General features: G+C 65.1%; 18 protein-coding genes and 1 pseudogene. 12 read left to right on the top strand and 7 right to left on the bottom strand.

What is annotated here, in order from left to right; all coding sequences use genetic code 11:
• Position 1 precedes the first annotated feature (1 nt).
• Positions 2–1,747 (bottom strand): hydantoinase B/oxoprolinase family protein, encoded by a 1,746-nt coding sequence (locus tag KU43P_RS15235; protein ID WP_317658196.1) that lies wholly within the window; start codon positions 1,745–1,747, stop codon positions 2–4.
• Between the two features lie 262 nt (positions 1,748–2,009).
• Here KU43P_RS15235 and KU43P_RS15230 point away from each other — a divergent pair, with 262 nt between their 5' ends.
• Positions 2,010–2,441, top strand: a complete 432-nt coding sequence (locus tag KU43P_RS15230; protein ID WP_317658195.1) for a multidrug/biocide efflux PACE transporter — start codon at positions 2,010–2,012, stop codon at positions 2,439–2,441.
• A gap of 7 nt (positions 2,442–2,448) precedes the next feature.
• On the opposite strand, the gene KU43P_RS15225 is transcribed toward KU43P_RS15230, so the two are convergent.
• Both KU43P_RS15225 and KU43P_RS15220 read right to left on the bottom strand, forming a co-directional pair.
• Entirely contained in the window at positions 2,449–3,171 is a 723-nt protein-coding gene (locus KU43P_RS15225; protein WP_317658194.1) for a FadR/GntR family transcriptional regulator, read from the bottom strand.
• 151 nt (positions 3,172–3,322) lie between these two features.
• Complete coding sequence (locus KU43P_RS15220) at positions 3,323–5,056, bottom strand: IlvD/Edd family dehydratase (RefSeq protein ID WP_317658193.1); 1,734 nt, start codon at positions 5,054–5,056, stop codon at positions 3,323–3,325.
• Between the two features lie 184 nt (positions 5,057–5,240).
• Between KU43P_RS15220 and KU43P_RS15215 the strand changes: the two genes are divergently transcribed.
• From KU43P_RS15215 to KU43P_RS15190, 6 genes are all read left to right on the top strand, one after another.
• A complete protein-coding gene (locus tag KU43P_RS15215; protein ID WP_317658192.1) occupies positions 5,241–6,548 on the top strand; it encodes an MFS transporter in 1,308 nt (435 codons plus the stop codon).
• 28 nt (positions 6,549–6,576) lie between these two features.
• Complete coding sequence (gene araD1 / locus KU43P_RS15210) at positions 6,577–7,566, top strand: AraD1 family protein (protein WP_317658191.1); 990 nt, start codon at positions 6,577–6,579, stop codon at positions 7,564–7,566.
• Positions 7,567–7,587: 21 nt separating this feature from the next.
• Positions 7,588–9,162 (top strand): aldehyde dehydrogenase (NADP(+)), encoded by a 1,575-nt coding sequence (locus KU43P_RS15205; RefSeq protein WP_317658190.1) that lies wholly within the window; start codon positions 7,588–7,590, stop codon positions 9,160–9,162.
• 78 nt (positions 9,163–9,240) lie between these two features.
• Positions 9,241–10,572, top strand: coding sequence for an MFS transporter (locus KU43P_RS15200; protein ID WP_317658189.1), 1,332 nt, complete (start codon positions 9,241–9,243; stop codon positions 10,570–10,572).
• A 9-nt stretch (positions 10,573–10,581) separates the two neighbouring features.
• Entirely contained in the window at positions 10,582–11,538 is a 957-nt protein-coding gene (locus KU43P_RS15195; protein ID WP_317658187.1) for a 2-hydroxyacid dehydrogenase, read from the top strand.
• 102 nt (positions 11,539–11,640) lie between these two features.
• On the top strand, positions 11,641–12,534 hold the full coding sequence (locus KU43P_RS15190) for a PA4780 family RIO1-like protein kinase (RefSeq protein ID WP_317658186.1): 894 nt from the start codon (positions 11,641–11,643) through the stop codon (positions 12,532–12,534).
• A 137-nt stretch (positions 12,535–12,671) separates the two neighbouring features.
• Here KU43P_RS15190 and KU43P_RS15185 read toward each other — a convergent pair whose 3' ends face one another.
• Complete coding sequence (locus tag KU43P_RS15185; protein WP_317658185.1) at positions 12,672–13,241, bottom strand: helix-turn-helix domain-containing protein; 570 nt, start codon at positions 13,239–13,241, stop codon at positions 12,672–12,674.
• A gap of 74 nt (positions 13,242–13,315) precedes the next feature.
• Here KU43P_RS15185 and KU43P_RS15180 point away from each other — a divergent pair, with 74 nt between their 5' ends.
• Positions 13,316–13,837 (top strand): GNAT family N-acetyltransferase, encoded by a 522-nt coding sequence (locus tag KU43P_RS15180; protein ID WP_317658184.1) that lies wholly within the window; start codon positions 13,316–13,318, stop codon positions 13,835–13,837.
• Here the strand turns inward: KU43P_RS15180 and KU43P_RS15175 are convergent.
• A pseudogene (locus tag KU43P_RS15175) lies at positions 13,838–13,945 on the bottom strand (TetR/AcrR family transcriptional regulator); the annotation flags it as partial.
• Between the two features lie 140 nt (positions 13,946–14,085).
• Between KU43P_RS15175 and hemB the strand changes: the two are divergent.
• The 4 genes from hemB to KU43P_RS15155 all read left to right on the top strand — a co-directional run bounded on the left by hemB (position 14,086) and on the right by KU43P_RS15155 (position 18,387).
• A complete protein-coding gene (hemB, locus tag KU43P_RS15170) occupies positions 14,086–15,060 on the top strand; it encodes a porphobilinogen synthase (protein WP_317658183.1) in 975 nt (324 codons plus the stop codon).
• An 88-nt stretch (positions 15,061–15,148) separates the two neighbouring features.
• Positions 15,149–16,651, top strand: coding sequence for a glycine betaine/L-proline transporter ProP (gene proP, locus KU43P_RS15165; protein WP_317658182.1), 1,503 nt, complete (start codon positions 15,149–15,151; stop codon positions 16,649–16,651).
• 33 nt (positions 16,652–16,684) lie between these two features.
• The gene (locus KU43P_RS15160) at positions 16,685–17,599 is read left to right on the top strand and encodes a LysR substrate-binding domain-containing protein (protein ID WP_317658181.1); all 915 of its coding nucleotides are present in this window, start codon (positions 16,685–16,687) and stop codon (positions 17,597–17,599) included.
• Between the two features lie 83 nt (positions 17,600–17,682).
• The gene (locus tag KU43P_RS15155) at positions 17,683–18,387 is read left to right on the top strand and encodes an SDR family oxidoreductase (protein WP_317658180.1); all 705 of its coding nucleotides are present in this window, start codon (positions 17,683–17,685) and stop codon (positions 18,385–18,387) included.
• A gap of 97 nt (positions 18,388–18,484) precedes the next feature.
• Here the strand turns inward: KU43P_RS15155 and KU43P_RS15150 are convergent, their stop codons facing one another.
• Together KU43P_RS15150 and treS are read right to left on the bottom strand one after the other, a co-directional pair.
• Positions 18,485–19,114, bottom strand: coding sequence for a riboflavin synthase subunit alpha (locus tag KU43P_RS15150; protein ID WP_317658179.1), 630 nt, complete (start codon positions 19,112–19,114; stop codon positions 18,485–18,487).
• 177 nt (positions 19,115–19,291) lie between these two features.
• Positions 19,292–21,358: a maltose alpha-D-glucosyltransferase gene (gene treS, locus KU43P_RS15145; protein WP_317658178.1), complete on the bottom strand. Its 2,067-nt coding sequence runs from the start codon at positions 21,356–21,358 to the stop codon at positions 19,292–19,294.
• Positions 21,359–21,496 lie beyond the last annotated feature (138 nt).

Below are 21,496 nucleotides of genomic sequence, written 5' to 3'. Positions count from 1 at the left end.
GTCAGAGCTGGCCGCGGGCAGCGTGGGTGGCGGTTTCGTCGAGGTGGCCGTCGGTGTCGACGATCACGCGGTAGTCCAGGGCCGCGCCCTCGGGGGAAACCAGGCCATTGCGCAGGTCTTCGAGTACCGATTGCACCGGCCGGCGCAGCGGGTCGCCGTAACCGCCGCCGCCCGGGTTGATGTTGATGATTCGCTCGCCCGGTTGCAGGGTCAGCATCGGGTTCTGCAGGTAATGATCTTCATGGCCGTTGGCATGGCGATGGATCAGTCGGCCGAGCTTGGGTTGCAGCAGGCCATTGCGTGCACCTGCGGCACCTGCCGTGGGCAGTTGGCGGCCTTCACCGAAGCCGACCACGGTCATGGCGTGGTCCAGGGGTTCGATCTCCAGCCGGGTGCCGGAGCCGCCGCGGTATTCGCCGGCGCCACCGCTGTCGGCCATCAGGCTGTAGCGGTGGATGAGGATCGGGTAGGCATGTTCGAGCAGCTCGATATCGCCGCTCATCAGGGCGCCGAAGCAGCACAGTGGCCCGCAGGCATGCCAGCCATCCATCACCTGGTTGGCGCCGGCACCGGAGATGATCGAGGCCAGCACCATGGTCACGTATTCGCTGTTGCCATTGCGGGGGTCGTGGCCGGCGATGTTGATGCCGCTGGTGTGCCCCCAGGAGGCGGTGACCCGTTGCGGCGACGCCTGTTCCAGCGCGGTGCGTACAGCATCGGCCAGGGTTTCCATCGGGGTCGTGGTGCAGTTGACGTGGGGCGCGGGCTCGGCTGCGTTGCACAAGGTGCCCTTGGCGCCGACATCCACGCTCACGCAGCGGTACAGGCCTTCGTTGTAGGGCGGCGCGACCTGGGCGAACATCATCAGGCCCAGGTACACGCCCGAGACCGAATTGCCTTCGTAGGAGTTGATGAAGTAGGGCACCTGGGGCGGGCTTTCGATGCGTACGTGCGCCGTTTCGCCGCGGATTTCCACGTGTGCTGTGATCGCCAGTTCGCCCAGCCCATGGCCGGAGTCTTCGAGTACCGCAGTGCCGCTGTAGTGGCCATCGGGCACGTCACGCAGCAGGGCGCGCATGTGCCGGTCGGCCATGTTCTTCAACTCGGCGATGCACGCGCGCACCTGCGCCACTCCGTATTTGTCCAGCAGCTCCAGCAAGTGGCGCTCGCCGACCTTGCAGGCGCCGTACTGGGCGTTGAGGTCACCTTCCTGGTAGGGGCGGGCGCGCATGTTGGTGAGCATGAAGTTGATCACGTCTTCCCGCCGCTTGCCCCGCTCCCACAGCTTGACCGGCGGAATGCGCAGGCCCTCGGCATAGATCTCCTTGGCATCGGGGTTGTAGCCGGCCGGCACCGGGCCGCCGATATCGGTCAGGTGGCCCTTGCACACGGTCCAGAACACCAGCTCGCCCTGGTAGAACACCGGCTTGTACATGCAGCAGTCGAGGATGTGGCTGCCTTTGTAGGCCGGGTCGTTGTGGTAGATGACATCACCTTCGGCGATGTCGTCGCCGAAGCACTCGGCCACGCACTTCATCGCCGGAATCAGCGAGCCCAGGTGGATCGGAATGTCCTGGCCTTGCAGGATCATTTCCGGCAGGTGGTCGAACAGCGAGTTGGAGTAATCGTGCGCCAGGTTGAACACGCTGGAGCGGCCAGTCTTTTCGAGGGTCAGGGTCATCTCGCGCTGCGCCGTCTCCAGCGCACCCCGCACGACCGCCAGGGTAATCGGGTCAACTGAGTTCATGGGTCACCGACGTTGTTCTTGTGTTTTGGGTGAGGCCGCGGCTGGCGACCTGTGGTGACAGGCTACGGGGGAAGCAGAAGGCTGGCTTGTCGTTGGGTGTACCCGTTGTTGCGTTTGCGCGCACGCGCTGTTGCCATGGCGCACATGCGTCGTTCATCTGATGGCGCGAGACTATAGATAAAACCGATAGCAGCTATATCGAACGTATCTGTTCCATCAAAGACAATAGGCAGCACGACGTAATCAAATGATGGAATCTGCAATGAAAAAGACCTCTTTCACCGAGCGGCTGGTGCATGCCGTTGGCTATGAAGTGTTTGCCGTGCTGCTCTGCGCGCCGCTGTTGTCGTGGATCATGGGCAAGTCGCTGGCCACCGCCGGCGCGCTGGCGGTCACCTTGTCGGTGATCGCGATGCTCTGGAACATGCTGTACAACGCGCTGGTGGACCGCGTGGTGAAGACCGAACGCATCCACTGGAAGGCCACCACGCGGTTCGTCCATGGCCTGGGTTTCGAGGCCGGGCTGGTGGTGTGGTGCCTGCCGGTGGCGGCGTGGATGCTGGAGATCTCGCTGTGGCAGGCGTTTTTGGTCGAGCTGGGCTTCTTCGTGGTCATCCTGCCGTACACCGTGCTGTACAACTGGGCATTCGACCGCGTGCGCTATTGCCTGGTGCAGCGCCGGCTGGCGGCGTGAGGCAGGCTCAGCCGATCGGGTCTTGCCCCAGCACCTTGCTCAAGGCCATCCGCGCATCTTCAAGCTGCACCAGTGACGCATGCCGTGCGCCTAGGGCATCGCCGTTCTGGATGGCGGTGAGGATTGCTTTGTGTCGCGGCAGGGCCAGCTCGTCGAAGTTGGCCCGCTGGTTGGAGTAGCGCACCGATTCGCGCAGGGCCAGCGAGAGCATGTTGCACAGGTACGCCAACAGGTCATTGTGGGTGGCGTCCGCGATGCGCGAATGGAAGTCGAGGTCGGGTTGCAGGCGCTCTTCGTGGTTGCGTGCAGCCTCCATGCGTTGGTATGCCTCGCTGATCGAGGCGACGTCGGCGGCGGTGGCGTTGGTGGCGGCCAGCGCGGCGGCCGCGGGTTCGATGACCCAGCGCACGCTGGACAGGGTGTTGAAGAATTCCTGCTGTGGCGTGGCCTGCATCAGCCAGTGCAGCACGTCGGGGTCGAGCATGTGCCAATCGTGCCGCGGGCGCACCAGGGTGCCGACGCGCGGGCGGGCTTCGACCAGGCCCTTGGCGGTGAGCGCGCGCATGGCTTCACGGAACACCGGCCGGCTGATCGCGTAGGCCTCGCACAGGCTGGCTTCGGCAGGCAGCTTCTGCCCAGGCGCGAGCTGGCCGGAAACGATCTGCAGGCCCAGGTCCTGGACCAGGGTGGCATGCATGCTTTTGCGCGAGGTGGGCTGGCGGTAGTTCATCTGGGGCGGGGGCGATCCATCGGGACGGGCAGGGATGATAGCACCCCCGAGGCAGTACCGGCCCTATCGCCGGCAAGCTGGCTCCAACAGAGGCAATCGTGTGTGCAATCCCTGTGGGAGCCGGCTTGCCGGCGATAGGGCCAGTGCAGGCTCAATGCGAATGCTTGGGCACCGCCGCGCCTCGGCAGCCGACCAGGAAGTCGAAATCGCAGCCTTCGTCGGCCTGCATCACATGGTCGATGTACAACCGCGCATACCCCCCGCTGATCAACTGTTGTGGCGCCTGTAGGTCTGCCAGCCGCCCCGCCAGCTCGTCGTCGGAGATATCCAGGTGCAGGCGGCCTGCGTGGCAGTCCAGCTCGATCCAGTCACCTTCGCGCACTGCCGCCAGGGGGCCACCGGCCGCAGCTTCCGGGGCCACGTGCAGAACCACGGTGCCATACGCGGTGCCGCTCATGCGGGCGTCGGAAATACGCACCATGTCGGTCACGCCCTGGGCCAGCAGCTTGGCCGGCAGGCCCATGTTGCCGACCTCGGCCATGCCTGGGTAACCCTTAGGCCCGCAGTGCTTCATCACCAGGATCGAACTGGCGTCCACCTCCAGCGCTGGGTCGTTGATGCGTGCCTTGTAATCCTCGAAGTTCTCGAACACCACGGCACGTCCGCGGTGGCGCATCAGCCCTGGGGTGGCGGCCGACGGCTTGAGTACCGCGCCCTTGGGGGCCAGGTTGCCGCGCAGGATGCAGATGCCGCCATCGGCGACCAGTGGCCGGTCGATCGGGCGGATGACCTCTTCGTCATACAGGGGGGCGGCCTGGCAGTTGTCCCACAGGCTCTTGCCGTTGGCGGTCAGTGCATCGGGGTTGGGCAGCAGGGCATGCTCGCCCAGGCGGCGGATCACCGCAGGCAGGCCGCCCGCGTAGTAGAACTCCTCCATCAGGAAGCGCCCGGACGGCTGCAGGTCGACCAGGGTCGGCGTGCCGCGGCCGATGCGGGTCCAGTCTTCGAGCTGCAGGTCTACGCCGATGCGCCCGGCGATGGCCTTGAGGTGGATCACCGCGTTGGTCGAACCGCCAATGGCGGCATTGACCCGGATGGCATTCTCGAACGCTTCGCGGGTCAGGATCTTCGACAGGCGCAGGTCTTCCTGCACCATCTCGACGATGCGCATGCCCGACAGGTGGGCGAGCACATAGCGGCGCGAGTCCACCGCCGGGATCGCGGCATTGTGCGGCAGCGAGGTGCCCAGGGCTTCGGCCATGCAGGCCATGGTCGAAGCCGTGCCCATGGTGTTGCAGGTGCCCGCCGAGCGCGACATGCCGGCCTCGGCGGAGAGGAATTCGTTGAGGTCGATCTGCCCGGCCTTGTAGGCCTCGTGCATCTGCCAGACGATGGTCCCGGCGCCGATGTCGCGGCCTTTGTGCTTGCCATTGAGCATCGGCCCACCGGTGACCACGATGGCCGGCACGTCACAGCTGGCGGCGCCCATCAGCAGGGCCGGGGTGGTCTTGTCGCAGCCGGTGAGCAGTACAACGGCATCCACCGGGTTGCCGCGGATCGCTTCTTCCACATCCATGCTCGCCAGGTTGCGGGTGAGCATAGCGGTCGGGCGCAGGTTGGATTCGCCGTTGGAGAACACCGGGAACTCCACCGGGAAGCCGCCGGCCTCCAGCACACCCTTCTTCACATGCTCGGCGATCTTGCGAAAGTGCGCATTGCACGGGGTCAGTTCCGACCAGGTGTTGCAGATGCCGATGATCGGCTTGCCCTGGAATTCATGGTCTGGGATGCCCTGGTTCTTCATCCAGCTCCTGTACATGAAGCCGTTCTTGTCGGCGCTGCCGAACCATTGGGCCGAGCGCAGGGGGCGTTTGCTATCAGACATTGCAGTCACCTAATTAGTAATACTATTTATCGTTATGGAGGTGACTTTACCGGCAAAATCGCAGCGTGTGAAGGGTTGTTGTTTTAAATAGTAATACTATATGATCGCTCAACTCGCCGGAGGTCTGCCCGCAAAACCCCGGCCGTGTGCTGTCCCCATTACAAAAACAATTGGAGACCTCGCCATGATCCAGGAGCAGCGGCTCGTCCGCCTGATCACGCTGAAACTCATCCCCTTTCTGGTCCTGCTGTACCTGGTGGCCTACGTCGACCGCTCGGCGGTGGGCTTTGCCAAGCTGCACATGGGCGCCGACATCGGCCTCGGCGATGCCGCCTACGGCCTGGGTGCCGGGCTGTTCTTCATCGGTTATTTCTTCTGCGAAGTGCCCAGCAACCTGATGCTCGACCGCTTCGGCGCACGGCGCTGGTTCGCCCGCATCCTGTTGACCTGGGGCGCAATCACCATCGGCATGGCATTCATCACCGGGCCCAATGGTTTCTATGTGATGCGCTTTCTGCTGGGGGCGGCGGAAGCCGGGTTCTTCCCTGGCGTGCTGTACTACATCACCCAGTGGTACCCGGTACGCCATCGCGGCAAGATCCTCGGCTTCTTCATCCTTTCCCAGCCTCTGGCGATGCTGGTCACCGGCCCGCTGTCCGGCGCGCTGCTGGGGCTCGATGGCAACTTCGGGCTGCATGGCTGGCAGTGGCTGTTCATTTGCATCGGCACCCCGGCGGTGCTGCTGGCCTGGCCGACCCTGCGCCTGCTGCCCGATGGCCCAGACCAGGTGCACTGGCTCAGCGAAGCGCAGCGCAGCTGGCTGCAGGAGCAATTGGCCAACGACCTGCGCGAATTCGGCCAGACCCGTCACGGCAACCCATTGCATGCCTTGAAAGACAGCCGCGTACTGCTGCTGGCGCTGTTCTACCTGCCGGTCACCTTGAGCATCTATGGCCTGGGCCTTTGGTTGCCGACCCTGATCCACCAGTTCGGCGGCAGCGACCTGGTGACCGGCTTCGTCTCGGCGGTGCCCTACCTGTTCGGCATCATCGGCCTGCTGCTCATCCCGCGCAGCTCCGACCGCCTCAACGATCGCTATGGCCACCTGGCCTTGCTGTACGCCCTGGGGGCACTGGGCCTGTTCCTCAGCGCCTGGCTGAGCCTGCCGGTGCTGCAGCTTGGCGCCTTGTGCCTGGTGGCCTTTGCGCTGTTTTCCTGCACGGCGATCTTCTGGACCTTGCCTGGGCGCTTCTTCTCTGGCGCCAGCGCGGCGGCCGGTATCGCCCTGATCAACTCGATCGGTAACCTCGGTGGCTACCTGGGCCCGTTCGGCATCGGTGCGCTCAAGGAGCACACCGGCCAGCTCTCGTCAGGCCTGTACTTCCTGGCGCTGGTGATGCTGTTCGGGCTGCTGCTCACCGGTGTCGTCTACAACCGCCTGGAGCGCCGCCAGCGCCAGGCATCCGAGCAGGTGGCCGATGCCTCCCGCTGAAATCCGCAACCGACAAGCGAGCACAAGCATGCGACTGATCCAATTCGAAACCGCCGCCGGCCAGCGCCGGGTCGGCGTGGTGGAGGGCGACCGCGCCCTGGAAATCCTTGGCGTCACCAGCACCCGCGAACTGGCCCTGCGGGCCATCGCGGGCCGGCGTGACCTGGCCTGCGAAGTGCAACAGGCTGGCCTTGGCGAGAGCCACGACTACCTGGCGCTGCTGGCCGAAGGCCGGGTATTGGCGCCGCTGGACCATGAAGATTCGGCCCATTGCCTGGTCACCGGCACCGGCCTGACCCACCTGGGCAGCGCCGCCACCCGCGACAAGATGCACCAGCAGCAGGCCGAGGGCGCGGTCACCGACAGCCTGCGCATGTTCCAGTGGGGCCTGGAGGGCGGCCGCCCGCCGGCGGGCGAGGAGGGCGCGCAACCGGAGTGGTTCTACAAGGGCGATGGCAGCATCGTCGTGCGCCCCGGCGCCGACCTGCCGCTGCCGGCCTTTGCCGAGGATGCCGGTGAGGAGCCGGAGCTGGTCGGGCTGTACTTGATCGGTGACGACGGTACCCCGTTCCGCCTGGGCTATGCCCTGGGCAACGAGTTTTCCGACCATGTGATGGAGCGGCGCAACTACCTGTACCTGGCGCATTCCAAGCTGCGCGCCTGCAGTTTCGGCCCCGAGTTGCGCCTGGGCGCGTTGCCGTCGCACCTGGAAGGTAGCAGCCGCATCCTGCGCGATGGCCAGACGCTATGGAGCAAGCCGTTCCTATCCGGTGAGCAGAACATGTGCCACAGCTTCGAGAACCTTGAGTTCCACCATTTCAAGTACACCCAGTTCCTGCGCCCGGGCGATGTCCATGTGCACTACTTCGGCACCGCCACCCTGTCGTTCGCCGATGGCGTCCAGGCTCAGCCGGGCGACACGTTCGAGGTCAGCCTGGAAGCTTTTGGCCAGCCGCTGCGCAACGGCATCGCCGCCGCCCCGCGGGACGTCCGCCCTGGCATGGTCAAGAGCCTCTAAACGCAATTGAAGGAGTCAAGCATGTCTGGAAGCAACTTCATTGGCGGTGCCCGCAGCGCCGCCGGCAACGTGCGCCTGCAGAGTTTCGATGCACGCACCGGCGAGGCCTTGCCGGTTGTGTTCAGCCAGGCCACCGCGCAAGAGGTGGATGCTGCTGCACGCGCCGCTGAAGAGGCGTTCGCCTGCTATAACCGCCTGGCCCCGGAGCGTAGGGCGCAGTTCCTGGACGCCATCGCCGAGCAGCTGGATGCCCTCGACGAAACGTTCATCGCCACGGTCTGCCGTGAAACTGCACTGCCTGCCGCGCGGATCCAGGGCGAGCGCAGCCGCACCAGCAATCAGCTGCGGCTGTTCGCCCAGGTGCTGCGCCGGGGCGACTACCTGGGAGCGCGCATCGACCGCGCGTTGCCCGAGCGCCTGCCGCTGCCACGCCCTGACCTGCGCCAGTACCGTACCGGCGTCGGCCCGGTTGCGGTGTTCGGTGCCAGCAACTTCCCCCTGGCGTTCTCCACGGCCGGTGGCGATACAGCGGCTGCCCTGGCCGCTGGTTGCCCGGTCGTGGTCAAGGCGCACAGCGGCCACATGGCAACCGCCGAGTACGTCGGCGAGGCGATCCAGCGGGCGGCCACGGCCACCGGTATGCCGGACGGGGTATTCAACATGATCTACGGCGCCGGTGTCGGTGAGCCGCTGGTCAAGCACCCGGCGATCCAGGCGGTCGGCTTCACAGGCTCGCTCAAGGGCGGCCGGGCCCTGTGCGACCTGGCTGCGGCGCGCCCGCAGCCGATTCCGGTGTTCGCCGAAATGAGCAGCATCAACCCGGTACTGGTGTTGCCAGCTGCGTTGCAGGCCCGTGGAGAACAGGTTTCCAGCGAGCTGGCGGCGTCCGTGGTCCTTGGCTGCGGCCAGTTCTGCACCAACCCCGGTCTGGTCATCGGTATCGCCAGCCCGGCGTTCACGGCCTTCAAGGGCGCATTGACCGCGCGCATGGACGATCAGCCGGGGCAGACGATGCTCAATGCCGGCACCTTGCGCAGTTACATCAGCGGTGTGCAACGCTTGCAGCGCCATCCGAAGGTGCGTCACCTGGCCGGGGCCGAGCTGGACGGGGACCAGGCCTATGCGCAGCTGTTCGAAGCAGACGCCAGCCTGTTGGTCGAGGGCGACGAGTTGCTCCAAGAGGAAGTGTTCGGTCCGACCACGGTCATCGTGGAAGTGGCGGATGAGGCCCAGCTGCGCCGTGCCGTGGAAGGCTTGCATGGCCAGCTGACCACCACCCTGATCGCCGAACCTGCCGACCTTGAGCAGTTTGCCGCGTTGGTGCCGTTGCTGGAGCGCAAGGCCGGGCGGCTGTTGGTCAACGGTTACCCGACCGGGGTCGAGGTCAGCGATGCAATGGTGCATGGCGGGCCGTACCCGGCCACCTCCGATGCTCGGGGCACGTCGGTAGGCACCCTGGCCATCGACCGCTTCCTGCGGCCGGTGTGCTACCAGAACTACCCGGATGCCTTGTTGCCGGATGCACTCAAAGACGCCAACCCCTTGGGCTTGCTGCGCCTGGTTGATGGCGCGCACAGCCGCCAGGCGCTGAGCTGACGCTGCCGCCCAGCCCCGCCAGGCCTGGCCTGGCGGGCTTTACCCAAGACCTTAGAACAACAACAAGAGGTTGCAGCCATGCTCAGTCGCTCCGTGCCCGCCGACCTGGTCGCGCGGGAGTCCCTGGATAACCGCCTGTTTCGCAAGATCAACTGGCGCATCGTGCCGTTGTTCATCGTGTGTTTCCTGTTCGCCTACCTGGACCGCGTCAACATCAGTTTCGCCAAGTTGCAGATGCAGAGCGCGCTAGGCTTCAGCGACGCGGTGTATGGCCTGGGCGCGAGCCTGTTCTTCGTCGGCTATTTCCTTTTCGAAGTCCCCAGCAACGTGCTGCTTCACCGTATCGGCGCGCGCATCTGGATCGCCCGCATCATGATCAGCTGGGGGCTGACTTCGGCGGCGATGATGTTCGTCACCAGCGAAACCTGGTTCTACCTGCTGCGCTTTCTGATCGGGGTGATGGAAGCCGGTTTCGTGCCGGGCGTGCTGTACTTCTTCACCCAGTGGTACCCCAGCGACCGTCGGGCACGTATCAATGCCTATTTCAAGAGTTCGATCTGCCTGTGCGGCATCGTCGGCGGCCCCTTGGCGGGGTTCATCCTCAGCCACTTCGATGGGGTCAACGGCCTGGCCGGGTGGCAGTGGCTGTTCCTGCTCGAAGGGTTGCCGTCGGTGCTGCTCGGCCTTTTGGTGCTGTGGCTGGTCAGCGATCGCATCGAGGCGGCGCGCTGGCTCGATGCCGAGGAAAAACGCTACTTGCGTGAACGCCTGGATGCCGATCCGCAACCCAGCGGTGGCAGCTCGATCCGCGCGATCCTGCGCGAGCCGGCCTCGTTGGCGTTGTCGGCGATCTACCTGTGCCTGGTCATGGCCCTGACAGGCCTGCTGTTCTGGATGCCGCAGCTGATTCGCAATGCTGGGGTGGCCGATGCGATGGACATCGGCTGGCTGACGATGATCCCGTACCTGGTGGCGGTGGTCGGCAACCTGCTGGTCGGCCGCAGTTCCGACCTGCGTGGCGAGCGGCGTTGGCACATGGCGAGTTGCGCGACGATGACCACCGTCGGCTATGCCCTGTGCGCGGCGTTCAGCGGCCAGCTGCCGCTGCTGATACTGGGCATGAGCCTGATCATGACCGGGATCATCGCCTGGATGCCGATCTTCTGGACCCTGCCACCGAAATACCTGACGGGCCTGGCGGCGGCAGCCGGCATCGCGCTGATCAACTCCATCGGCCAGCTCGGCGGCATCGTCGGCCCCTTCCTGGTGGGCAAGGTGCGCGATGCCAGCGGCTCGCCGACACCGGCGCTGTGGCTGCTGACGGCAGTCAGCCTGCTGGCGATCGTGTTGATCCTCTGGGGTGTCCCCCGCCGCCTGTATGCGGCCCCAACCGTATCCCCCATTGACTGAGGAGGTTCCATGCAGCATGTCGTTTCCTTCGGCCCCATTGCCAGTGCCCAGGTGCTGGCCGAGCTCGGCCAGCGCTACCACTTCCAGCGTTTCGACGAGCCGCTGGCCGACCGTGAGCGTTTCCTCGCGGCCCTGGCCACGGCGGACGGGCTGATCGGCAGCAGCTTGCCGCTGGGCGCCGAACTGCTTGATCAGGCGCCTGCGCTCAAGGTGATCGCCAGTGTCTCGGCGGGCTATGACAACTATGACCTGGGCTACCTGCACCAGCGCGGTATACGCCTGAGCAACACCCCGGATGCCGTCACCGAGACCACCGCCGATACCGGCTTCATGCTGTTGATGATGGCCGCTCGGCGCGCCTGCGAGCTGGCGCAGCTGGTGCGTGACGGCGGCTGGACGCGCAGTATCGATGCGTCTCGCTTCGGCCTGGACGTGCACGGCAAGACCCTGGGAATCGTCGGGCTTGGACGCATCGGCGCGGCCGTGGCCCGGCGCGGGCATTTCGGCTTTGGCATGCCGGTGGTGTACAGCGGCAACAGCGCCAAACCTGAGTATGAGGCGGCGTTCGGCGCGCGCCGCCTGCCGTTGCCCGAGCTGCTGGCCGAGGCCGACTTCATCTGCGTTTGCGTGCCCCTGAGCACGGCGACCTACCACTTGTTCGGCCGCGAGCAATTCGCAGCCATGCGCCCAGGGGCGATCTTCGTCAATATCGCCCGTGGCGCAGTGGTCGACGAGCCGGCGCTGCTAGAGGCGCTGGCCGAGGGACGGCTGCGCGCGGCCGGGCTTGACGTATTCGAGCGCGAACCATTGCCGGCCGATTCCCCCTTGTTGGCGATGCCCCAGGTGGTGGCCTTGCCACACATCGGTTCGGCCACGGTCGAGGCGCGTGGCTTGATGGCGCGTACCGCGGCCGCGGAACTGGCGGCGCTGCTCGAAGGCCGGGCGGCCAGGCATCCGGTGGTCTGATAGCGGGCCGTGGGCGCAGACAAACGAGCAAGACGGATCAGCCTGTGAGAGGATGGCCGCTTTCCAGCCAAGTGGCCAGACAGGACCCCGAAACCTAGCCTGATGAAGACGCCAAAACGAATCGAACCACTGATTGAAGACGGCCTGGTCGACGAAGTACTGCGACCCCTGATGAGCGGTAAGGAAGCCGCCGTCTATGTAGTGCGCTGTGGTACCCAGGTACGTTGCGCCAAGGTCTACAAGGAAGCCAACAAGCGCAGCTTCCGCCAGGCCGCCGAGTACCAGGAAGGCCGCAAGGTGCGTAACAGCCGCCAGGCCCGGGCCATGGCCAAGGGCAGCAAGTACGGGCGCAAGGAAGCCGAGGATGCCTGGCAGAACGCCGAAGTGGCGGCGCTGTTCCGCCTGGCCAATGCCGGCGTGCGCGTGCCCAAGCCGTTCGATTTCCAGGATGGCGTGCTGTTGATGGAGCTGGTGACCGACGCCGACGGCGATGCCGCACCGCGCCTTAACGATGTGCACCTGGAGGCAGAGGAGGCGCGCGAGCACCATGCCTTCGTCATTCGCCAGATCGTGCTGATGCTGTGCACCGGGCTGGTGCATGGCGACCTGTCGGAATTCAACGTGCTGCTCGGCCCTGAAGGCCCGGTGATCATCGACTTGCCGCAGGCAGTGGATGCGGCGGGCAACAACCATGCGTTCAGCATGCTGCAGCGCGACGTGGCGAACATGGCCCACTATTTCGGGCGCTTTGCCCCGGAGCTCAAGGGCACCCGCTATGCCCAGGAGATGTGGGCGCTGTACGAAGCCGGCGAGCTGCGCCCGGACAGCCCGTTGACCGGGGCGTTCGCGGACGATGAACATGCCGCGGACGTAGTCGGCGTGATGCGCGAGATCGAGGCGGCGCAGCGCGAGGAGGCCCGCCGCCGTGCGGCGTTGGCGGAGGCCGAGCAGGGCCCGGTCAAAGCTGAGGAACCACCGCCGCCCTGGTTGCAGTAATCTCCAAGCTCGCGCCATCCCCTCCCTTGTGGGAGCCGGCTTGCCGGCGATGAAGCCAGTGCAGGCGAAGCTGCACAGTCTGTCTGGGCCTTATCGCCGGCAAGCCGGCTCCCACAGGGGCAGCGCGATGATCCGATTTACCGGTTAAGCGGCCGGTGCAGTATGTTGAGCAAGTAACGGCAAGTGCCGGCCCCCGGCGCCAGGTAACTCACCGGCTTGTCCACGGCAAAGTCCAGCTGGTCACCGCTTTCCATCAGGTAGCGCTCTTCGCCATAGGTCACCTCCAACGCGCCATCCACTACCCACAGCCGTTGCCGATACGGCTGCGAGTGCCAGCATGGGTAGTCGATCCGCTGCCCCGGTGGCAATTCGATCTCCACCAGTTCGCTGCCACTTGCCTGATCCAGCTCCGCGACCTGCCTGCGCACATAGCCGCTGGCCGGGTCGCGCCAGGTTTCCTGGGCCTCCCGCAGGCGCAAGGCCGAACTGTCCGCTGCCTTGTCCTCTGCCAGCAACTGGCTCAAGGACACCCCCAACCCCGACGCCAGCCGCCCCAGCACCGCTGCCGTGGGGCTGCTGTCCAGGCGCTCGATCTTGGAAATCATCGCCTTGCTCACTCCGGAGCGTTCCGCCAGTTGTGCCAGACTGAGGCGCTGCTGGCCACGCAGGCTGGCAAGGCGCTGAGCAATCGTCTGGTCAAGTGTCATCACAAGGCCCTTCTCAGGTCGTCCACTATTTGATACAAATCGTATCTTATTGTGTTCTATTCGGGTAGTCAGCCATGCGCCTCATCCACTGCAGCGAAGAACGCCACGCCGAGGCCATTCTCGCCATCTTCAACCACGCCATCCTCAACTCGACCGCCTTGTACGACTACAAGCCACGCGAACCCGCATCCATGGTCGAATGGTTCGCCGGCAAGCGCCGTGGCAACTTGCCGGTGATCGGCTACGAGGACGAGCAGGGCAAGCTGCTGGGCTTCGCCAGCTATGGTCCGTTCCGCGATCGCCCGGCCAACAAGTACAGCGTCGAGCACTCTGTTTACGTCCACCACGACTGCCGCGGCATGGGGCTGGGCAAGCGCCTGCTCGGCGACCTGATCGCGCTGGCGAGCCAACGGGAGGTGCATATCATGGTCGGCGGCATCGACCTGGCCAACCAAGCTTCCATCGCCTTGCATGAAAGCCTGGGCTTCGAGTCGGCAGGGGTCATCCGCGAAGCGGCGTACAAGTTCGGCCGCTGGCTGGACCTGGCTTTCTACCAGAAAATCCTGCCCACGCCGCTGCAGCCCACCGAAGGCTGACTAGGCCGCGGGCGGCGTGAAGTCGTTGCGCTGGTAGAGGCGCGCCAGCTCATGGGGCGCCGGCTCCTGGCCGGTGAAGATGCGCAGGTACTCCGGGATGAAGCGCATGCAGTGTCGTGATGACCCCAGTTCATCTCATGCAAAAAACGGCTACTGCATCCGGCGCAATGCATAATCTCCTTATCCGCCCTTTTCACTGGCGCCCAACAGGCATATGGTGTACGCCGTCCATATTCCCTGGAGCTGTCATGTCCAACCGTTTCCCGTCCGTCCGCCCCCGCCGCCTGCGCCAGAACGAATCGCTGCGCACCCTTTTCCAGGAGACGGAATTCCGCCTCGAAGACCTGATCCTGCCGATCTTCGTCGAGGAAGGCATCGATGACTTCGTGCCGATCACCAGCATGCCGGGGGTCAACCGCATCCCCGAGAAAATGCTCGCCCAGGAAATCGAGCGCTACGCCCGCGCTGGCATCAAGTCGGTGATGACCTTTGGCGTCTCCCACAACCTCGATGCCACCGGCAGCGACACCTGGAACGAAAACGGCCTGGTCGCACGCATGGCGCGCATCTGCAAGGACACCGTGCCGGAAATGGTGGTGATGTCCGACACCTGCTTCTGCGAATACACCAGCCACGGCCACTGCGGCGTGCTGCACGACCACGGCGTGGACAACGACGCGACCCTGGCCAACCTTGGTAAGCAGGCCGTGGTCGCTGCGGCTGCCGGTGCCGACTTCATCGCACCGTCGGCGGCGATGGACGGCCAGGTCCAAGCTATCCGTGGCGCGCTGGATGCCGCAGGCTTCCACGACACCGCGATCATGGCCTATTCCACCAAGTTCGCCTCGTCGCTCTACGGCCCGTTCCGTGAAGCCGGCGGCACCACGCTCAAGGGCGACCGCAAGGCCTACCAGATGAACCCGATGAACCGCCGCGAAGCCGTGCGCGAGTCGCTGCTCGACGAGCAGGAAGGGGCCGATGTGCTGATGGTCAAGCCGGCCGGCGCCTACCTTGACGTGATCGCCGATATCCGCGCCGCCTCGCGCCTGCCGCTGGCGGCGTACCAGGTGAGCGGCGAGTACGCGATGATCAAGTTCGGCGGCCTGGCCGGTGCCATCGACGAAGGCCGTGTGGTGCGCGAGAGCCTGGGCGCGATCAAGCGTGCCGGTGCCGACCTGATCCTGACCTACTTCGCCATGGACCTGGCGCGCGAGGGCATCTGACCCAGACGGCGAGAAATCGCTGAGCGTGGAATTATTTAGTGTCCCTGCGGTTCTGATGCCAGAGAGGCTCAGCCACAGGGACACTGGGATGAAATCACGCAAGAAAACCGTCAAGCCGATCGGCTTGAAAGACATCACCATCGTTGACGATGCCAAGATGCGCAAGGCGATCACCGCTGCGGCGCTGGGCAACGCCATGGAATGGTTCGACTTCGGCGTCTATGGCTTTGTCGCCTATGCCTTGGGCAAGGTGTTCTTCCCCAACGCCGACCCCAGCGTGCAGATGATCGCCGCCTTGGCCACCTTCTCGGTGCCGTTCCTGATCCGCCCACTGGGCGGGTTGTTCTTCGGTGCCCTGGGCGATCGCTTCGGCCGGCAGAAGATCCTTGCCGCGACCATCGTGATCATGTCGCTCAGTACCTTCGCCATCGGGTTGATACCGTCCTACGCCACCATTGGCATCTGGGCGCCGATCTTGCTGTTGCTGGCGAAAATGGCCCAGGGCTTTTCGGTGGGCGGGGAGTACACCGGCGCCTCGATCTTCGTCGCCGAGTACGCACCCGACCGCAAGCGTGGCTTTCTCGGCAGTTGGCTGGACTTCGGCTCGATTGCCGGCTTCGTGCTCGGGGCCGGGGTGGTGGTGCTGATTTCCACCGTGCTGGGCGAGGAGAAATTCCTCGAATGGGGCTGGCGCCTGCCGTTCTTCCTGGCCTTGCCGCTGGGCATCATCGGCCTTTACCTGCGCCATGCCCTCGAGGAAACCCCGGCCTTCCAGCAGCACGTCGACAAACTGGAGCAAGGCGACCGCGAGGGGCTGGCATCGGGGCCCAAAGTGTCGTTCAAGGAAGTCGCCACCCAGCACTGGCGCAGCTTGGTGACCTGCGTCGGCGTGGTGATCGCCACCAACGTCACCTACTACATGCTGCTCACCTACATGCCCAGCTACCTGTCGCACAACCTGCACTACAGCGAAGACCACGGCGTGCTGATCATCATCGCGATCATGGTCGGCATGCTGTTCGTGCAGCCGATGATCGGCCTGTTGAGTGACAAGTGGGGCCGCCGGCCGTTCATCATCGTCGGTAGCGTCGGCCTGTTCGCCCTGGCCATCCCGGCCTTCTGGCTGATCAACAGCGGTGTGCTCGGGGTGATCTTCGCCGGCCTGCTGATCATCGCTGTGCTACTGAATTTCTTCATCGGCGTCATGGCCTCGACCCTGCCGGCGATGTTCCCCACCCACATCCGCTACAGCGCGTTGGCCAGCGCCTTCAACATCTCGGTGCTGATCGCCGGCCTCACCCCGACCCTGGCCGCCTGGCTGGTGGAAAGCACCGGCGACCTGTACATGCCGGCCTATTACCTGATGGTGATCGCCGCCATCGGCCTGGTCACTGGCCTGACCATGAAGGAAACCGCCAACAAGCCCCTGCGCGGCGCCGCACCCGCGGCATCGGACATCGAAGAGGCCCGCGAACTGTTGCAGGAACACCACGACACCATCGAGCAGAAAATCGAGGACATCGACGAGCAGATCGCCGAACTCGAGGCCAAGCGCAAGCTACTGGTGCAGCAGCACCCGCGAATCGAGTAAGGTGAGGGCGTTTCCACTCAGTAGATAAACTTCATGGCCGATGGCTTCTCGGCGCTGCCACCCCTCAATGCCCTGCGGGTATTCGAGGTGGTGGCGCGGCATCTGAATTTCCGCCTGGCTGCCGACGAACTGGGCGTGACCCAGGCGGCGGTGGCGCAGCAGATTCGCGGGCTGGAGGCGAACCTTGGGCTCAAGCTGTTCGACCGCCTGCCCAGGGGGCTGGGCCTGACGGGCGCCGGGCAGCGCTACAGCAGCGACATCCGCAGCGCCTTCGCCCTGATCGCCAGCGCCACTCAGGCCCTGCGGCCTGACGGCGCGCAGCTCACCGTCAGCGTGACCCCAACCTTCGCCGCCAAGTGGCTGATTCCGCGGCTGTCATCCTTCACCCGGCAGCACCAGGGCATCGACCTGCAGGTGCTGGCCACCGACCGTCTTTCGCAGTTTCGCCCCGAAGGCGTGGACCTTGCCGTGCGTTACGGCCGGCCGCCGTTCGGCCCGGCGCTGCACACCGAACTGTTCCTGCCCCAGCGCATCGTCGCCGTGGGCAGCCCGACCCTGCTGCAGGCTCAAGGCGCACCGGCGGAACTTGCGCAGCTGCAGCGCTACACCTTGCTGCATGACGCGCACAACTTCTGGCCCGATTTCATCGGCGAGGTGTTTCAGCAGCCGTTGCAGGCGGTGGCGAGGAACGTACGCTTCAACCAGACGGCACTGGCCATCGATGCGGCGATCGCCGGGCAGGGGCTGGCGCTGGCCAGCTACTACTTCGTGCAGAGCGACCTGGCCGCCGGGCGCCTGGCCTTGGCGTTCGACCACGAATTGCGTTTGGACCAGGCGTTTTACCTGGTCTGGCCACGCAACGCCCATCAGCCACCGGCGCTGGCAACCGTTCGCGGCTGGTTGCTGGAGCAGGCAACTCAGGCAGTAGATTTTCTATCGACTGATTGAAGTTTGCCTGGCTCTCTGCCTGCGCAAGGCGGCTGCTAGTCTGAACCCATCATTCATGCAGACGAGCTCGACAAGGGGGCCCCATGGCAGTTGAAAAAGTGGCAATCGTGATCGCCGGTGGCAGCGGTATGGGCGCGGCAGCCGCCCGGCGCCTGGCGGCGGACGGCTTCAAGGTCGGTATCTTGTCGTCGTCCGGCAAGGGCGAGGCACTGGCCCGAGAGCTGGGCGGCATCGGTGTCACCGGCAGCAACCGCTGCAACGACGACATCCAGCGCCTGGTCGACGCGGTGGTCGCTCAATGGGGCCGCGTCGACGTGCTGGTCAACAGCGCCGGCCATGGGCCCCGCGCACCGATCCTGGAGATCAGTGACGAAGACTGGCACCTGGGCATGGAAACCTACCTGCTCAACGTCATCCGCCCGACCCGCCTGGTCACGCCGATCATGCAACGCCAGCAGGGTGGGGTGGTGATCAATATCTCCACCGCCTGGGCCTTCGAGCCGAGCGACATGTTCCCCACTTCGGCGGTGTTCCGCGCCGGGCTGGCGTCGTTCAGCAAGATCTTCGCCGACACCTATGCCGCCGACAATATTCGCATCAACAACGTGCTGCCAGGGTGGATCGACAGCCTGCCGGCCACTGACGCCCGTCGCGAGAGTGTGCCGCTCAAGCGCTACGGTACTGCCGAGGAGATTGCTGCGACGGTTGCCTTCCTGGCGAGCGAGGGTGGGGCGTACATCACCGGGCAGAACATTCGTGTCGATGGCGGGATTACCCGCAGCGTTTGAGGTGCCTGCTCTGGCCCTATCGCCGGCAAGCCGGCTCCCACAAGTGTTTGCAGCGCTGCTGACAAGGTGGGTGCTGGCTTGCCGGCGATGAGGCCCGTCAGGACAGCAGCTTCTCGCGGGTCAGGGTGTTCTTCAGGGTGCGCTCCACCACATCGACCAGCACCATGGTCTGGTGGTCCACTTCGATGTTGATCAGCTCGCCTGCCTGGTAATGGGCGAAGGTGGTCTGGCGCAGGGTTTCTGGGATCAGGTTGATGGTCACCAGCGTGTCGTCGACATCGGCGACGGTCAGGCTGCAGCCATTGACCCCGAGGAAGCCTCGCGGGAACACGTACTTGGCCCATTCCTGCGGCATGCGGAAGGTGATGAAGGCGCCGGTGTCCTTGATCGACAGCTCGACGATCTCGGCGGTGGTGGCGATGTGGCCGGCCATCAGGTGGCCGCCGACTTCGGCGTTCATCTTCGCTGAACGCTCGATGTTCACCCCCTGGCCGGCCTTGAAGAAGCGCAGGTTGGTGCGTTCCAGGGTGGCGGTCATGGCGTCGAACTTCACCTGGGTGCCGTCGATTTCGGTGACCGACAGGCAGGTGCCTTCGACGCTGACGCTGGCGCCGATCTTCAGCTCGTCGAGCAGTTCGGGGGTGAGGTCGACGGTGAACTCGTTGTGGCCCGGGTGGGTGGTTACAGCGAGAAGAGGGCGCACGGCCTGGACGATGCCGGTGTACATGGGTTGCTCCTGGGCACGAAAAGGAATGCCGGGAAAGCTATGCCCCTGGGGCGCTAAATGCAAGTCGCCCGGCCGGGCCCTATCGCCGGCAAGCCGGCTCCCACAGAGGCCCCTGCGTCCTTGGAGTGGTGGGTTGCCTGTGGGAGCCGGCTTGCCGGCGACAGGGCCGGTGCAGGTTCAAACATGCCCACTGCTGTTGACGATCCTCAGGCACAAGGCCTCGAACGGGTCCAGGTTGATCATCAATCGCCCATCCTCGGTCAGGTCCCCCTCGACCGTCTCGTTGATCATGTCCACCACCGTTCCCGGCGTAAATCCGGTCAACAGCAGTTCTTCGGCGATCACCGCCTGGCCGAAGTTCAGCGCACTGATCTGTATCCCGCGCCCGGCCGGCAGCTCATGCACCATCACCAGCAACCCCGGGCTGCTGACTTCGGGCACCAGCACCTGGCGGCTGGTGGCAATCCCATATGCCTGGCGCACCGCGAGCAGCTTTTTCACCTTGCTGGCGAAGGAGTCGGGGTTTTCCAGTTGGCTATCGAGGCTGCCATACAGCGAGCGCGCGCGCGGCATGCCGCGCACCGACGCCTCGGCCTGTGGCGCGAGCCCCGCCAGGTCGTAGCCGCCGCGGTGGATCCAGCGGGTATCGCCATCGAGCATGCGCTCGGCCACCAACTCGGCCGGCAGCGGCAAGGCACCCACCAGGTCCCAGCCCGACAGGGCCACCACGCCAGGCTGCATGGCGTTGTACATCACCAGCAGCAGGTGCACCTTCTGCACCTGTTCGATCTCGGCCGGGCCGATGTGCTCAAGGTCGCGGATGCCCAGCGCCGCGGTGATGAGGCTGGCGGTGGTGCAGGAAATGCCATTGGTGACAAAGCGCAGGTTGTACGGCGCATGCTCGCCGGACAGGCGTTCGTAGATTTCTTCGCGAATGTGCTCGCGCAGGATGCTGCCGGGCAGGGTCTGGCCCTTGTACAGGTACATGTCGTGGGCATGCAGGGTCCAGAAGTGCACCAGCTCCACGGTCAGTTCGTCGTGGTTCTGCAGGGCGTGGATCAACGACGCCGGGTCGATGCCGAAGGCCTGCATCTCCTTGAGCATCAGGCGCAGGAATTCAGTGTCGCCGGTCAACAGCGCATGCTGGTAGGCCGGGCGGGTGATGAAGTCGTAGGAGAGGTCGGCGCCACCCTTGGACATCTGCGCGATGTCGTCCAGGGTCAGGTTCAGCTCCTGAAAGCTGAAGCCACCGGCCTTGCGGATCATGCCGCCGATCAGCTGATTGCCGACGATCGACAGTGGGTGGCTTTCCGACCAGGCGGTGCCGCTGGCGCGTGTTTCCACGCCGAGAAAACCGTTGGCATCCAGGCGCAGTCCGCGTGCACCCAGGCAGTCCAGTGCGTGCAAGGCATCGCCGATGATCATCTGCTGGGCAGCGAAGCTGGGGTCGAGCCAGTTCAGCGAGGGCTGGCCTTCCTTGAAGTAGTGCAGGTACACCCAACGCCGGGTCTTGCCGTCGACTCCGGTGATCGGCGCGGTGACGCTCCAGTCGGTCTCCTTGACCCCCGGCTCGAAGAAGATCACCCGTTGCAACTGCCCGACGATGTAATGGCGCGCCTTGAGCTCGTCGCACTGGGCCGGCAGCAGATTGACCGCATCGCGCCCGGCGGGCACCTCCGGCAGCAAGGGCCAGTCCTCCTCGCGAATCTCGACCATGTGGTAGAGCCCGGGGAAGGCATCGTGGCCCAGTTCGGCCAGGCGGAAGTCCGCGCCCTTGCCGGTGTGCGAGGGGATCAGGTCGTCGATGGTCACGGCATTGTGTGCGGCGGCCATGCGGCTCATCTGCACCAGCTCCTGCTCGGTGCCGTAGAGCGGGTCGATGTCGAAGCTGATGCGGTCGAAGTTGCCGTCGATGCTTGGGGTGAAGTCACGCCCACGCACACCGCCGGATTGTTTGATGGGGCCGGTGTGAATGCCTTGCACGCCCATGTCCGACAGGCGCTTCCACAGGGTTTCGTGGCCCAGCGCGGCAAGCACCGAGTCGCCTTCGGGCGCGATGATCGCGTCGGGATAGACGGTGAGCCACACCGAGGCGATTTCCGTGGCGCGGCGTGGTTGGGCTTCGGCGTAGGGGTTGAGCCACAGGCGCGACTGGCCGGAGTACAGGCGGGCCCGCGCTTGCGAGGCCTTGAGCATGGAGCGGTCTTCGAGCCATTTGACGTATGACGGATCGGGCTGGGTCATTTCGCGTCCTCGCTGCGGGTCGGCATGTGCTCAAGTTATGACGGTGTGGGGGGCGGAATGTTCGGTTGGGGTAGGGTGGTTTGTGTCGTTCACGAGACCGAGCGCCGCCCGCGCGGCGCATCGCGGATGAATCCGCTC

The organism is Pseudomonas sp. KU43P (genome assembly GCF_033095865.1).
In the GTDB taxonomy this organism is placed as follows: domain Bacteria; phylum Pseudomonadota; class Gammaproteobacteria; order Pseudomonadales; family Pseudomonadaceae; genus Aquipseudomonas.
The sequence above is the reverse complement of the archived record's forward strand: the minus strand, read 5'-3'. Positions and strand labels throughout refer to the sequence as shown.